Source organism: Larkinella sp., from assembly GCF_965227735.1.
Classification (GTDB): domain Bacteria; phylum Bacteroidota; class Bacteroidia; order Cytophagales; family Spirosomataceae; genus Larkinella.
This window is the reverse complement of record NZ_OZ245776.1, coordinates 5,977,925-5,992,692: the sequence shown is the minus strand read 5'-3', so window position 1 is coordinate 5,992,692 and position 14,768 is coordinate 5,977,925. Positions and strand designations below refer to the sequence as shown.

Annotated in this window: 14 protein-coding genes; 6 read left to right on the top strand and 8 right to left on the bottom strand. The window is 52.3% G+C overall.

Going from position 1 to position 14,768, the window contains the following annotated elements; translation table 11 throughout:
* The gene (locus tag ACO064_RS23510) at window positions 1-681 is read left to right on the top strand and encodes a Uma2 family endonuclease (protein ID WP_421829648.1); all 681 of its coding nucleotides are present in this window, start codon (window positions 1-3) and stop codon (window positions 679-681) included.
* A gap of 4 nt (window positions 682-685) precedes the next feature.
* Here the strand turns inward: ACO064_RS23510 and ACO064_RS23505 are convergent, their stop codons facing one another.
* Window positions 686-1,126: a WapI family immunity protein gene (locus ACO064_RS23505; protein WP_421829647.1), complete on the bottom strand. Its 441-nt coding sequence runs from the start codon at window positions 1,124-1,126 to the stop codon at window positions 686-688.
* Window positions 1,127-1,518: 392 nt separating this feature from the next.
* Between ACO064_RS23505 and ACO064_RS23500 the strand changes: the two genes are divergently transcribed.
* Together ACO064_RS23500 and ACO064_RS23495 are read left to right on the top strand one after the other, a co-directional pair.
* Window positions 1,519-1,896 (top strand): response regulator, encoded by a 378-nt coding sequence (locus tag ACO064_RS23500; protein ID WP_114405595.1) that lies wholly within the window; start codon window positions 1,519-1,521, stop codon window positions 1,894-1,896.
* A 59-nt stretch (window positions 1,897-1,955) separates the two neighbouring features.
* Complete coding sequence (locus tag ACO064_RS23495) at window positions 1,956-2,717, top strand: MBL fold metallo-hydrolase (protein WP_421829646.1); 762 nt, start codon at window positions 1,956-1,958, stop codon at window positions 2,715-2,717.
* Window positions 2,718-2,723: 6 nt separating this feature from the next.
* On the opposite strand, the gene ACO064_RS23490 is transcribed toward ACO064_RS23495, so the two are convergent.
* Window positions 2,724-3,908: an AGE family epimerase/isomerase gene (locus ACO064_RS23490; RefSeq protein WP_421829645.1), complete on the bottom strand. Its 1,185-nt coding sequence runs from the start codon at window positions 3,906-3,908 to the stop codon at window positions 2,724-2,726.
* A gap of 167 nt (window positions 3,909-4,075) precedes the next feature.
* Here ACO064_RS23490 and ACO064_RS23485 point away from each other — a divergent pair, with 167 nt between their 5' ends.
* Complete coding sequence (locus ACO064_RS23485) at window positions 4,076-5,680, top strand: NFACT RNA binding domain-containing protein (protein WP_421829644.1); 1,605 nt, start codon at window positions 4,076-4,078, stop codon at window positions 5,678-5,680.
* 4 nt (window positions 5,681-5,684) lie between these two features.
* Window positions 5,685-7,145: a BNR-4 repeat-containing protein gene (locus tag ACO064_RS23480; RefSeq protein ID WP_421829643.1), complete on the top strand. Its 1,461-nt coding sequence runs from the start codon at window positions 5,685-5,687 to the stop codon at window positions 7,143-7,145.
* 94 nt (window positions 7,146-7,239) lie between these two features.
* On the opposite strand, the gene ACO064_RS23475 is transcribed toward ACO064_RS23480, so the two are convergent.
* Window positions 7,240-9,258, bottom strand: coding sequence for a M1 family metallopeptidase (locus ACO064_RS23475; RefSeq protein WP_421829642.1), 2,019 nt, complete (start codon window positions 9,256-9,258; stop codon window positions 7,240-7,242).
* 1 nt (window position 9,259) lies between these two features.
* Entirely contained in the window at window positions 9,260-9,943 is a 684-nt protein-coding gene (locus tag ACO064_RS23470) for a DUF4230 domain-containing protein (RefSeq protein WP_421829641.1), read from the bottom strand.
* A 102-nt stretch (window positions 9,944-10,045) separates the two neighbouring features.
* Here ACO064_RS23470 and miaA point away from each other — a divergent pair, with 102 nt between their 5' ends.
* Window positions 10,046-10,972, top strand: coding sequence for a tRNA (adenosine(37)-N6)-dimethylallyltransferase MiaA (gene miaA / locus ACO064_RS23465; RefSeq protein ID WP_421829640.1), 927 nt, complete (start codon window positions 10,046-10,048; stop codon window positions 10,970-10,972).
* An 81-nt stretch (window positions 10,973-11,053) separates the two neighbouring features.
* Here the strand turns inward: miaA and ACO064_RS23460 are convergent, their stop codons facing one another.
* From ACO064_RS23460 to ACO064_RS23445, 4 genes are read right to left on the bottom strand one after another with little or no spacing between them, the layout of a single operon-like run.
* Complete coding sequence (locus ACO064_RS23460) at window positions 11,054-11,362, bottom strand: rhodanese-like domain-containing protein (protein WP_421829639.1); 309 nt, start codon at window positions 11,360-11,362, stop codon at window positions 11,054-11,056.
* Between the two features lie 43 nt (window positions 11,363-11,405).
* Complete coding sequence (locus ACO064_RS23455) at window positions 11,406-13,316, bottom strand: T9SS type A sorting domain-containing protein (RefSeq protein ID WP_421829638.1); 1,911 nt, start codon at window positions 13,314-13,316, stop codon at window positions 11,406-11,408.
* Window positions 13,313-14,101, bottom strand: coding sequence for a PASTA domain-containing protein (locus ACO064_RS23450; RefSeq protein ID WP_421829637.1), 789 nt, complete (start codon window positions 14,099-14,101; stop codon window positions 13,313-13,315). Before ACO064_RS23450 ends, ACO064_RS23455 begins: the two co-directional genes overlap by 4 nt.
* A gap of 55 nt (window positions 14,102-14,156) precedes the next feature.
* Window positions 14,157-14,762: a riboflavin synthase gene (locus ACO064_RS23445; RefSeq protein WP_421829636.1), complete on the bottom strand. Its 606-nt coding sequence runs from the start codon at window positions 14,760-14,762 to the stop codon at window positions 14,157-14,159.
* Window positions 14,763-14,768 lie beyond the last annotated feature (6 nt).

Here is a 14,768-nt window from a genome sequence, read left to right as displayed (position 1 = left end):
ATGATCACAAGCCGGGTTGCTGATTTACTGGAAGCGCCGGATGCCAAACTGGTTATCGAACGGGCGCAGGCTATTTTGAATGACGAAGCGCAACGGCGTAAAGAATTCCGGGAATGGTTGCGTGATGATGTGAAAGCGGAATTTATCAATGGTGTGGTTGTGATGCACTCGCCGGTTAAGCGACAACATTTAAATGCCAGTGAAAATCTCCTGATGCTGTTAAAAGTATATGTTAACAAACAGGATTTAGGTGAAGTAAATACTGAAAAAGCGCTGGTTGCGTTGTCCCGAAACGATTATGAACCCGATATTTGCTACTGGAACAAAGAGATAGCGGCATCGTTCCACGACGATCAGATGGAACATCCCGCCCCGGATCTCATTGTTGAAATTCTCTCCCGAACCACCACCGGGCGCGATCGCGCAACGTCCGTTGGGGGAATTAAATTCGAGGACTATGCAGCCCACGGCGTCCGGGAATACTGGATGATCGATCCGGTTCGTCAGTCGCTGGAGCAATATAAACTGGACGAGGATTTGATGGCTTTTGAAGAAGTTGCAGTTCTCTTTGTGGATGACACCCTCGAAAGTCTAACAATCTCCGGTTTCCGGATTCCGGTTCGGGCCATTTTCGATAAAACCGTCAATATGCATACCTTACAGGAATTGATCAGGAAATAATAGGTCAATCCCGCACCGGAAAACGCCCCAATTGCCCTTCCAGATCCGTAATGGCCCGCTCCAACTCATCGTTGTTGGGACTGACCGACAACCAAAACGGTTTATTGGGATCACTGTACCAATCCGGAGCTGCTTCCTGATCGAGTTTGATCCCGAATGAATACCCACTCAAGCCTTTCGACGAATTGCTGAAGCCCAGGCACGGTTCTACGAACGAAAGCCGGGGCGAAAGCTCCCGCTGAGAAGCCACCGAGCGCATCCAGTTGATCAGTAACTCAATTTCCCAGGTCGATAACAGGGGCGCCGTCGTCGTATATTCTTTATTCCGGTACCGGGTTCTCAGGCTGATCAACAGCCAGTTACGATCCATGAAATACTGCGAATCGCTGTATTCATAGTCCAGAATATCCAATTCAAAAGAAGCTTCGGGGCCAGTCAGTTTCATGGGTTAGAGAATCAGATGGTCTGTATGAAGCAGGCCGAAGTATAAACAACACAATCTCGCAACGCAGTTCAGGCACGGGGCAGCCAGGGCAAATCTCGGAACCGAATCAGGGAAAACCGGGTCTCAACCGAAAGCCAATAGCCATTCAAACACAACCAACACGTAGGAATAAACGTAAAGTAAAAATACAAAATGGCTAGAATTTTATAGCATTTTCCGTTTAAAAAATTTAACTAGGCGAGAAATAATTCAAAGTCACCTCTTTATCGTCTGATAAACGAAATTAAGTGGGGACTCTACACGAACATTTTTTTTGTGTTATTGGAATAGTCGTTAATTTCACCTGTCCAAACTTCCTGTGAAGATACAGTTCACCACAAGCCATTGACTTTATGTCTACCAAACGAGTACTGATTGCCGAAGACAGCTCCGTTATCCAGAACCTTGCCCGTAAAATTCTTGAATTCCAGAATTACGACATCACCTCCGTCAAAAACGGGGAGCAGGTCTTGCAAATTCTGGAAAAGGAAGATTTCAGCATCATCCTGCTGGATATTAACATGCCCGTGATGGATGGCATGGAGTGCGTACGCCGGGTGCGGGCGCTCGACGACAAGGAAAAAGCCGCGGTTCCCGTTGTGGCCATCACCGGAAACGCGAAAAATTATACGGAGGAAGAATTTAAAACCGCCGGTTTCAACGACGTGCTGGTGAAACCGCTGAACTTCGACCGGCTGGTCGAAGTGGTGAATCAGCTAACGGATAAATAAGGTGTGAAGAGAGGGAGGAGTGATGTAAACTCCTCCCCTTTTTTCTTCCTTCAATCCTTATGATTGTTACGCTCCTCGGAACAGGAACATCCTCCGGCGTGCCGCTGATTGGTTGTGCGTGTGACGTATGCCGCTCGATTGACTTCCGGGACAAACGGTTGCGGACCTCCGTTCATCTTGACATTGATGGAAAAAGCTTCGTTGTCGATACCGGCCCGGATTTTCGACAGCAGATGTTGCGCACCGGCATCCAACGACTCGATGCGGTGCTGTTTACGCACGAACACAAAGACCACACAGCCGGGCTGGACGAAGTTCGGGCCTACAACTTTCTACAGGGGCAGGATGTTCCCGTCTACGCCCACCAGCGCGTCCTGAACCAGCTTCAGACCGAATACGCCTACATCTTCGCCGAAAAAAAATACCCCGGCATCCCGCGTCTCCAGTTGAACGAGATCCGGAATGAACCGTTTGAAATTGAGGGGGTTCTGTTCACTCCCATCGACGTATTGCACCATCGCTTACCGGTTTTTGGCTACCGCATCCACAACTTCACCTACCTGACCGACCTCAATTTCATTTCCGACGAAGAGTTGGAAAAGGTGTATGGAACCCGGATTCTGGTGCTGGACGCCCTGCAAATCGAGCCCCACATCTCCCACTTCACGCTCGAACAGGCCCTCGCTCTGGTGGAGCGGATTCGGCCGGAGCAAACCTATTTTGTCCACATGAGCCACAAAATTGGTCTTCACCGGGAGGTTGAAAAACGGCTGCCGCCATCGATCCGACTGGGTTACGATGGACTGAAAATTGAGCTGTAAGCAATCTCACCCCAACCGGTCCACCATTTCGATACACGCCCGACCGTTGTGATACGGGCATTTCCACATGCTGATTTTGGTATTTCCGAGTATTTTGTGGTTTTCGTCGATGCCGCTATACCACTCGCCATTCTTCTTATCGAGCATGTAGGTTTTGATGAATTCCCAGGTTTTCAGCGACTTATCCAGAAACTGCTGCTCTTTCGTTAACTGATACGCATTCATAAAACCAACCATCGCTTCGGCCATCACCCACCACGAGCGTTCGCGGTTCACATGGTTTTCTTTGGGATCATACTCGTAGTTCATCCCGCCGTCGGCTTCCAGACCGGTAGCAGCCGCCCGCGCCATTTTCACGGAAAGCGTCTTGATGCGTTTGATTAATGCTTCGTCGTGCAGCGCTTCCGCCGATTCGACCAGTAACCAGGAGGCTTCAATGTCGTGGCCGTAGGAAATAGCGGTTTTCCGAACCTTCCAGTCGTCGTCCATGAACAGATTCATCCGGTACGTTTTCGGATCGACGATGTACTTCTCAAAATTGCCGATCAATCCGTGAATGTGCTGATTCAGGCCTTTGTCCGGCCAGGCGCGGTAGAGGTTGGTGAATGCCTCCAGAATGTGGAGGTGCGTATTCATGGTTTTGCTTTCGTGATTGTCTTTTTTGCTGATCACGTAGTCGTCGGCCATGCCCGACCAGTCGCGGGTCATCGACTCGTAAAAACCGCCCCGTTTGGGATCGTAGGCGTGTTTGATCATACGTTCGTAAATCGCTCTGGCAAAATCCAGGGCGGGCTGGTGTTTGGTGGCCCGGTAGTATTCGCTCAATCCGTAGATCGCAAACGCCTGACCATATTGTTGCTTGAAGGTTTGCAGCGGCTCACCTTTGTAGTCGACGGCCCAGTAGACCCCGCCGTGTTCTTTATCCCGAAAGTATTTTTCGATGTAGTTGTAGGCGCGTTCGGCGTAGGGCAGGTATTCGTCGTGCTGCATGTGCCGGGCGGCCGCGGCAAACGTCCACAGGATGCGGCTGTTGAGCACAATGCCTTTGGCGGCATCGGTTTTCGGTACATTCTGGTAATTGACCTGGCCGTAATACCCCGCAACCGGGTCGGGGCCGTATTTCTGCCAATAGGCCAGAATGTCCTTTAATTCCTGATTGAGTTCCTGACGGATCGCTCGAAGGTCAACCATAACAAGGTTAGGAAAGTATAAAGAAATATCGAATACTGAACATTGAATAACGAATATCGAAATAATGAAGTGAATAATCCTACTTCGCTATTCAATATTCGTTGTTCGATATTCATTATTCGATATTCTTTTCGCTACCCTCCTAATTTCCGGTACTTTTGCATCCTATGCACACCAATTACTATTTTCTCCGTCAGCTTGCTCCTGCCCTGAAACCGCAGTTGATCGGACTGAAACTCATGGAATGTTTCAGTCAGGATCGGGACGAACTGGTGCTGGTGTTTGCCCACGCCCGGGGGAAAATCAATTTTTACCGCCCGTTTTTCATCAAAGCCACCCTCCGACCCGATTTTTCGGGCCTGCTGTTTCCCGAAACCATCCAGCGCGCCCGCATCAACAGCGTCGATCTGTTTGAGAATTTGTATGACCAGCCGGTGATCAACGTCCGCTCGTTTCTGAACGAACGCTGTCTGGCGATTACGCTGGAAGGCGGTTTTACGTTGTTGTTCAAATTCTTCGGAAACCGCCCCAATCTGCTGATTTTTTCGGAAGATGCGGTGATCGACCTGTTCAACAACAAACTGGCGGCTGATACACAACTCGTTCTGTCGGCTCTCGACCGCCCGCTCGATCAATCTTGGGAAGCCTACCAACAAAGCGGTTTCGACCACCGGAAGCTGTTTCCGACCTTCGGAAAACTTGTCAATGCGTATCTGGAGGAAAAGGGTATCAACGAAAAAGACGAAAGCGGAAAATGGGCGTTGATTCAGGAAACCGTTCGGCAACTGGAACAACCGCGCTTTTACCTCACGACCTTCCAACACAAACCCGCACTCTCCCTTCTGCCTTTCGGCGAACCCATCCGGCAGGAATTTACCGATCCGCTCGAAGCCAGCAACCGGTTTTTCGCCAGTTTCATGGGGCAGAATACGCTGGAACGCGAGAAAGGCGAAGCCCTGCGGTTATTGGAAAAGCGGCTGAAACGCACCAAAGCCTCCATCGACGCCAACCTGCAACGGCTCATAGGCCTGGACGAATCGGTTAAAAATGAAGAAGTTGCGAACATTCTGATGGCCAACCTGCACCAGATTCCCGAAAGCCCGGGGGCGCGTTCGCCGGAGGTGGTGGAACTGGAAGATTTTTACCGGAACAAACCAATCAAAATCAAGCTCAAAACCGACCTCAGCCCCCAGAAAAACGCCGAACACTATTACCGGAAAGCGAAAAACGAGAAAATTGAAACCGGTATTCTTCAGGAACAAATCGAAAGCCGGGAGTTGGAAGTTCAGCAGCTTCAGAAACAAATCGAACTGATTCAACCCGTGGAATCGCTGCGGGAGTTACGGAAATACCTGAAAAAGAATCCGATCAACGAAGAAAAATCCGCCGACGGAACCGCCCCCTTGTTCAAACAGGTGATGCACGAAGGCTTTGTGATTTTGATTGGCCGCAATTCGAAAAACAACGATCTACTCACACAGCAATACGCCTACAAAGACGATCTGTGGCTGCACGCCCGCGACGTGCCGGGTTCGCACGTCGTCATCAAATACAAAGCCGGAAAGACGTTTCCCAAAACCGTCATCGAACGGGCGGCTGAACTGGCGGCCTGGTATTCCAAACGCCGGACGGATTCGCTCTGCCCGGTTATTTATACACCCAAAAAATTTGTCCGCAAACCCAAAGGGCTGGCGGCCGGTCAGGTAAAAGTCGAAAAAGAAGAAGTAATTCTGGTCGTACCGAAAGATGAAGGACTGCTCAAAACCGCTTAACCCCATGATGTTCCGTCGTATAGTTCTGATCACCAGCTTTCTGGCTTCCATTTCCGTTTACGCGCAGGTCGAAACGCTCAACCAGAAAGCATCCGGCTATCGGGGCATCTGGTATTTTATCGGCGACACCAAAAACGAGTATGTCTACAAATACAGTGGCGGTTTAGGAACCTATCCCGCCAACCACTACCCTTTTTCGGTCTATGCACCCGCCGTCGGGCGAACGTTTTTCTGTTACGGTGGAGTCACCGATTCCACTTCGCGGGAGTTGTGCCACATGGTCGGTTTCTTCGATCACAAAACCGGGATGGTTTCGCGCCCCACGCTGGTGCTGAACAAACAAACCGGCGATGCCCACGACAACCCGGTTATTCAATTGGATCGTCAGGGGTATATCTGGCTTTTTTCCACCTCGCACGGCACCGAGCGTCCGTCGTTTATTCACCGGAGCCGCAAACCGTATGACATCAGCGCCTTCGACCGCATGGAAGCCACGCGCCGGGATGAAAACGGGCAAACCGTTCCGTTCAATAATTTCTCCTACCTGCAAACGTATTACCAGCCCGGCAGCGGTTTTTTCAACCTGATGACGCATTACGACCGGGGCGTTTTACCCTACGGTGCCAACAAACCCCGACGAACGATTTCTTACATCACCAGCCCGGACGGCATCACCTGGTCGGCCTGGCAGGATATTGCGACCATCGAGGAAGGTCATTACCAAAGCAGCGGACAGCGGGGCAGCACGATTGGCAGTGCGTTCAATTACCACCCCAACACCAAAGTCGGTGCCGGACTCGACTACCGCACGAATGTCTATTACGTCGAAACCGCCGATTTTGGCAAAAGCTGGCATACCGCCGACGGAAAACCGGTTCAGTTGCCCCTCAAAGACACCCTCAACGCAGCCCTGGTGAAAGACTACCGGAAGCTGGGCCGGAATGTGTATATCAGCGATGTCAACTACGATGCTTCCAACCGGCCGATCATCCTGTATGTCAGCAGCAAAGGCCCGGAACCGGGTCCTCAAAACGGCCCGTATGAATGGCAGGTGGCCCACTGGACCGGCAAGCAATGGGCGATCCATCCGGTGGCGCAATCGGACCACAACTACGACATGGCGTCGCTGGTGGTGGAAGGCAATACGTGGCGCATCATCGGCTCCTTCGAAGCCGGGCCGCAGCCGTTTGGTACGGGCGGTGAACTTTCCCTGCTGGAAAGCCGGAATGCCGGAAAGTCCTGGAAAGCCGTGAAAGCCGTTACGCAGAACAGCGTTCGAAACCATGCCTATCCCCGTCGCCCCGTGGTGGCCCATCCCGGTTTTTACGCCTTCTGGGCCGATGGCAACGCCCGAAAACCGTCGGCTTCTTTTCTCTATTTCTGCAACCGGGAAGGGCAGGTGTTTCAATTACCGGCGGAAATGAAAGCGGAGATGGAAAAACCGGTGCTGGTGGGAGGAAATTAATTTCAAATATCAAATGATGAATGCTGAATGTAAAAGTAGCCTGCGCTATTCACCTTTACATTTAGTATTCATCATTTGATGTTTTACATTCCCTTTATCTAGCGATTAAAACCGCTTTTGTCAGCCGCCGGTCGCCGGTGGTCAGCGTTAGGTTGTAGCGTCCGGCCGCCAGGTGAAACACCGGCCAGGTAACCGTATGCCGTCCGCTGGTAAAAGGCCGGTCGGACAGGGTAACGACTTCCTGCCCCGCCAAATTGGTCAACACCAGCCGCCCCGTAAACGCCCCGGCCACATCGATTTGGGCCGTTAGCTGATCGCGGGCGGGATTGGGCAAAACCGTCAGTTGCGTCGCCGGAACCGGGTCGTTCAGGGCCGTAATAACTTCCGTCACTTCGACCTGTTTCAAAATCCAGTTATTCGGATCAATTTGAATTTCAGTCGGTTGTCCTTTCACGATAAGCTCGAACGTCTGGTCGGCAGTGTTGTTTACGACGGTAATCAGGGTATCGCCCACCGGTGTTTTCACCAAAACCGGCACCGGCATCGTGAAAAAAGCTGGGTTGGCCGTGCCGGTGGTTTGCTCCAGGCGCAGGTTCACCCGGTATTGATTGGCTTGACCCGCCAGGGCTCCGCTGCTCCATTTCACGCGGTAGGTCGGGTAATTCTCGCCGTAAATCCACTGCCTGAAAAAATAGTCGAGCGGTTTTCCGTAGACCTGCGACGCAATGGCGGCAAAATCCTCAGTGGTAGCGGCTTTGTAGGCAAACTCCGAAGCGGCATATTTCTGCAAAATCTCCCGGAATTTCTGATCGCCCACGATACCCCGAAGCATGTGCAGGACGGTGGCGCCCTTGTAATACGTCCGGTTGGAATCGAAGATGTTATTCACGTTGTCCAGATCCTGCACAAACAGCGTCCCGCGTGCCCGACGAGCCAGCAGCATATACGAATTCATGTAGGAACGAAGCGCGGGCGTTCCGCCGACGGATTCCCGGTAGAGCACTTCCGCGTAGGACGCAAAGCCTTCATTGAGCCAGATGTGTTCCCAGGTTTTGCAGGTGATCTTGTTGCCAAACCACTGATGCGCCAGTTCGTGCGCAATCAGATCGGTGTTGAATGCCCCCATCGAGCTGATGGTCTGGTGCTCCATGCCTCCACCCCAGCCGAATTGCGCGTGGCCGTATTTTTCCTTCAAAAACGGATACGGCCCAAAGTAGTTCGTAAACACCGCCAGCATGGCCGTGGTCTGGTCCAGCGTTCTTCGCACGTTGTCGGTCAGGGCTTCGGGGTAAAGGTAGTGCGTCACCGGCATCGAATCCGTGGGCGATGAGCGGAACGTCTGCTCGTAGAGAACGTAATTCGACATGGCCACCGAAATCAGGTAGTTGGCAATCGGATAGCGGTTTCGCCAGCGGTACGTACGCGTGCTGTCGGCGTTGTCGATGACCTGTTCCAGCCGTCCGTTCGAAACCGAAACAAAGGGCTTCGGGGCCGTAATCCAGACATCCGACGAATCGGCCTTGTCGGCGGGGGAATCCTTGCAGGGAAACCAGTCGCGGGCACCATAGGGCTCACTCAAACTCCAGATAGCCGGTTGGTTTTGAGAACCATGCGTACCAAACGTAAAGCTGCCTAAACCCGTTGCGCCCGGTTTTCCCTGGTAATATACCGTTACGGTCAGCCTCTGACCTTTGCTCAGTGGCTGGGTGGGCGTAATGGAAAGCTGGTTGTTTTCCTGCGAAAACGCGAGATTTTGGGTCCCGGTTTTCACCGAATCCGCCCTCATCTCATTGGCTAAATCCAGGAAAAACCGGCTGAGGTTATCGCCCGCGCTGGTGAGTCTGATCGTCGCAGCCCCGCGTAGGTAATTGGGCGTGTAGGTGATGTTCAGGTCGAGTTTGTAATAAGTCACGTCGATGCTTGCATCGCCGGGGTATTGGATGCGCGCCGACCGGCTGGATTTTGCCAGCGACCCGAAATAGTTCAGGCGCGTATGCTGGCAGGTAGCAACGCCATTGTCGGGTAATTGGGCGGTCGCGGTGAGGCAAAATAAAAACAGGACCACCGCGTGAACCTGCTTCCGGATCATTTTTTCAGCGAAATGTGTCTTCATACTAATTTTCTTCATCCAGGATATCCCCCGGCAACGCCTTGGGTTCGGCTTTCAATGGGTCGTATTGCTGTGTCAGTTCGGTCAGTTTGCGCTGCTCCGATTCGGGTAATTCGAGCTGCCAGCCCATCGTTTCGGCCAACTGGTACATCATAAACTGAATCTGGTTGTTGGCAATCCGGGGCAAATCACTCTCCATCGCGCGGTCGAGCATCGTTTGTTTGGATTCGTCCAGCAGCCGGGTGTAATCCTCGCTCCGGAAGTGATTCAGATAACCGGGATCGATGTCGTAAAATTTGTAGTCGGTATCGATCGACAGCACCTGCGGCTCGGGAAACGATTCGATGATGAGCTTTTTCTCCCCCGACTCCGGCTGCCGAAACCGGATCTTCGCAAAGTCGAACCCAACCAGCACTTTGGCCTTCGCAATGATCAACGCTTTTTTGGGATCATTTATGAAATACAGAAACTTTTTATCGTCCTGATAACTCAAAATTTCCGTAAAATACCCTTCGGCCATCACCACCTTAAACACTTTCTCGATCCGGTCCAGCAAAATCGTGGACTCCTTGCGAACGTCGGTGATCGGATTGTCCTTTTTTTTGCGCCACCAGTTGGAGACCGCAACACCGCCAAAACCGCCCAACAGCAGCGTGATGAGAATGAATAACGTATTCGAAGACTCCATAGAAGAGTTGGATAGTTGACGAAAGGTACAGACTTTTGCAGTTCTACCAAACAGCGCCTGCTTTCCTTTAAGACGCTAAAAAAGGGATTTGGTTTCTACTCCATGACGAATAAATTATTGATTGTCGTTGCCGGCCCCACCGCCGTCGGAAAAACCAGCCTGTGCGTCCGGCTGGCGAAGGTGCTGCAAACCGACGTCGTCTCGGCGGATTCGCGGCAGTTGTACCGGGAACTCACCATCGGAACCGCCAAACCGACTGCGGAAGAAATGCAGGGCGTCCGGCATCATTTCGTTGACTCCCACAGCATTCTGAACCCGGTCAGTGCCGGGCAATACGAGCGGGAAGCCCTGGCGGTGCTGGATGAACTGTTTCAGACAAAGAACGTGGTGATTTTGTCGGGCGGAACGGGACTGTACATCAACGCCGTCTGCTTTGGTCTCGACGATGTTCCGCAAGCCGACCCGGCCCTGCGTGCCGAACTCATGAACCGGCTCGAAACCGAAGGGCTGGAACCGTTGCGGCAACAACTCCGGCTGCTGGACCCGGCGTATGCCGAAACCGCCGATCTGCAAAATACGCAGCGCGTGATCCGGGCACTGGAGGTCTGCCTGAGTTCAGGAAAACCGTATTCTTCGTTCCGAAAACAGGAGGTTGCGGGTTCTTCATCGCCCCGCCCGTTTCAGATGATCTTCATTGCCCTGGATCGTCCGCGGGCGGAACTTTACGACCGCATCGACCGACGGATGGATGCCATGCTCGCCAGCGGTTTAATCGAAGAAGTGCGCTCGCTCCTACCCTACCGGCATTCGGCGGCTTTGCAAACCGTTGGCTATAAGGAAGTTTTCGAGTATTTGGATGGTGCGTATGACGAGACCGAACTGGTGCGGTTGTTGAAACGCAACTCCCGGCGCTATGCCAAACGCCAGTTGACGTGGTTCCGCCATCAGGGAAATTATCAGTGGTTTGGGGCGGAGGAGGAAGAAGAAATCTTGAAGGTTATTGATTATCGAATAATGAATATTGAATGACGAAATTATGAGTCTTTAGCTTCTCGCCCCCTACTTCGATATTCGTTATTCAATATTCATTATTCGATATTGCTCAAACTATTATTGCGATTTCCGCTCATATTCCCGATACGCCAGAATGCCGCCGATGAGATTGCGGACGTTGGAAAAACCATTCTGCTCCAGAAATTGCTGTGCGCGACCGCTGCGGGCTCCCGACCGGCAGTGGATAATAATTTCTTCGTCTTGCAGGTCTTCCAGTTCGTCGATCTGACTGGGAAGACTGCCAAGCGGATACAGTTTCCCGCCCAAATTATCTTCGTCAAATTCGTATTCTTCGCGAACGTCGATCAGGTTGATTTTCTCGCCTTTGTCCAATCGTTCTTTCAGTTCCTGTACGGTAATGTCCATGTCAATCGTGTTTTGTCATTCATCAGAAGAAGCAAAAGTAGGGCTACTTTCGGATAATTAATTTCTGAACCACGGTCTTTTTACCGTCTGACAGCCGAACGAGGTAAAAACCGTCCGCTAACTGATTGACGTTTAGCTGATTTTGCCCAGCCGCCGGACGAGCATTGACCAACAGCCGACCGTTTAGATCGAGGATTTCAATCTGCTGAATAGCCGGATTTTTCCAGATCAGCACACCGGAACTGGGATTCGGAAATACCAGCAGTTGGGTTGCGGCTTCCGCGTCATCCTCAATCCCGGTGATGGGAGCATCTTTTCCGGTTCCCATCACGGGCCGGATCATCGGCACCCCGCCCGGATTGTTGGGGTCCCAGGACGAACCCCGGCCTTCAAACACCTGGTTGCCGAACGGGCTGTTTTTATCGAAACCGATGGCCACAATATAGTCTTCACTCACTTGCGTCCAGCCGACGTAGAAAGTGTCGGTAACGGCCACGCTATACTCGAACGGAATTTCGACAAATCCGCTGCGGGAACTGGCGTAACTGATGACGGCGGCCTTCTGATACAGCACACGGCCCGGTCTTCCGCGGTCGTCGGCGTAGAGGCTAAAAACCGCCACCTGCCCGGTTAGATTCGTTTTCACCGGTGCAAAACTCACCTGAAGGGCCGATACCGCATCCGGCTTGTTCAACAAAAACCGCATGGCCACCCGCCCCTGCCGCTGGGTATTTTGAATGGCGGCTTCGGCGGTACCGTCGTCGTAGGCATAATAATTATCCAAAACCGTTGCCGATGCAATCGTATCGTTCCGGCGAAGGTTGACGCCGGGAATCGTATCGGTGGTCTGAACCGCAAACTGGGTCTGCAACACCGCTTTTTCTGCTGTAAAGCTGACGGGCAGTGGTTGCGGTTTCATGGTTTTCGGTTGCGAACTCAGCGACGCAATGCCTTCCGATGGTGACTGGTATTGCTGAAAAACCGTACCCGTTAGCTGGTCTTTGATAACCGTTCGATAGGTCGTAAAGTTGAAGTTATTGAACAGATTAACGATGTCTGTTCGGATCGTATCGGCGGTTTCACCCACGGGGTTCAGCCGGTATTGCTTCATGGGCATGGCCGAATACCGTTTCAGAAACGACGAAACCGGTTGCCGGGTCGCAATGTCTTTGATATACAGATTGGTGGCCGACCGGCCCTTGTCCATATAAATGTAATCGAGGTGCCAGCTATCGAACGCGCCCGACGTCCGGCCAAAGGCCTCGAATCGGAACTGAAAAGCCGCGTGCAGAAACCGGGCCTGGTTGACGGCGACGAACGACTGCGTAAAATTATTATTGGCCGTGTCGCCTTCCTGTTTCCAGACGGTTTCCCAGGTTCCGGCACTGTTCAGAAACTGAAGCCGCAGCGAATCCTCGGCATCGGGCAATTCGCCCAGGCCCTTGCGTTGCCAGTAAAAACTGAGAAAAATCGCATCTGCAGCCGACATACCCGCCAGATCGATCGGATTGGCCGTGAGCGTATCGGTGGGCCCGTTCGCGTCCTGATCCAGAAAATCGTAGGGTGTTCCATTGGCTTTCAGCCCGTCAAACGTCGCGACATTCAGCGAAGGGTGGTTGATGGGGAGTGTGTTGTTGATGTAGACGTTGCCGGGTTGCCACAGTGCCGGGTCAGGCCGGTCGGTTGCCGTTGCAAAATCGTCGAAAAAGGGCAGTTTCAGTGCTTGAATCCGGGCTCCGGCGGTTGCCGGTTTGGCGGGTGTGAAGGCATCGGGAAAGGATTCGATCGGGACAACCCGAATCTGCGCGGAAGCGGTTGGCAACCAGACACAAACCACGAAAACCAGACTATAGAAAACCGCCGGGCTGCATGCATGACTAACCAACCGTAACCAGCCGACAACAGCCGATGGATGACAAAAAACCCGCCTGTTGCTTGCTATAAGGTGTTTCATTCTTCCTGCGTGTCATCATTTTCGACCGGCCCAACCACCCAGAGGTCAATCACATCGCCCACGCGAATGGTGGCGCCGGGTCGGGCTGCCGGGTTTTGCCGAACCACCGTGCCGACTTCTTTTTCAGGATCTTCTACAGGAAGAATCGTGCCAACCTGCAAATTAGACCCCCGGATTAACATTTCGGCTTCGTCGCGTGGTTTACCTACAACGTCCGGAACGGCAAACATAGTATTGCCCAGGCCGTCGCCCACCACAATGTCGATTTTTGATCCTTTGGCAATCCGCGTACCCGGCAGAATTTCCTTGCCCTCGTAGAGTTGCTGCAAAACCGTACCCTGCGCCAAATCGGGAACATATTTCAGTTTACCCATCTGTAACCCGTTGCTGGACAGCGCATACTGCGCGCTGACGTACGTCTGATCCACGAGCTTGGGCATGGGAATCATCGGCGGATTTTCGGTCGTAATGGTGATGTAGATTTTCCGTCCTTCTTTGACCTTGAAACCGGGTTTGGGATACTGCGAAACCACCGTCAGCGGCTCGGCACCGGCCACGTAAGTAGAATCTTCCACTTCAAACCGGAGGTCGTGGTCACTTAAAAAATCCTCCAGTTCCGACGTATTCATCCGGCTCAGATCCGGAACCGTGATCGTCTGACCGTGGTGGGTGGTAAACGGGAGATACAGGAAGAAAAAGCCTAAAAACAGAACGGCTACCAATCCCAGCATAATTCCCATGTGGGTAAGCAGGTCGGTCGTCGAACGGGTGCTGATTTTCGTCATGAAATCAAAGTATGATCGCTGGGTTAAACCACAATATTAGCGGTTTGCCGGGCGGTTATTGATACAGGCCCAGCATTTTTTTTATGTATTTCCCCACCACATCGAACTCCAGATTGACCACATCGCCCACCTTCAGGTCGCGAAAAGTCGTGTGCTCGTAGGTGTAGGGAATGATGGCTACCCGGAATGAATCCGGTGCCGAATTGAAAACGGTCAAACTCACGCCATTGATACAAATGGAGCCTTTCTCAACGGTAATATTGTTCTCTTTGGGATCATCAGACCATGTACGGTATTGAAAATCGAACAGCCAGCTTCCGTTCTGATCGGCAATGCCGGTAACAATTCCCGTCTGATCGACGTGGCCCTGAACAATGTGGCCGTCGAACCGGCCGTTGGCGGGCATACACCGCTCCAGATTGACCCGGTCGCCGGTTTTAACCTGCCCCAGATTGGTTTTCTTCAGCGTTTCTTCCACCGCCGTAACCGTATAGGCGTCTCCGCTCACCGACGTCACCGTCAGGCAAACGCCGTTGTGGCTCAAACTCTGATCAACTTTCAATTCGGGGGCAATTCGGGACTGCAGATGGAAGGTGAGGTTGGTTCCCTCGGCGGTGATGTCGGTCACCTCGCCGGTTGCTTCAATAATTCCGGTAAACATAGGTAC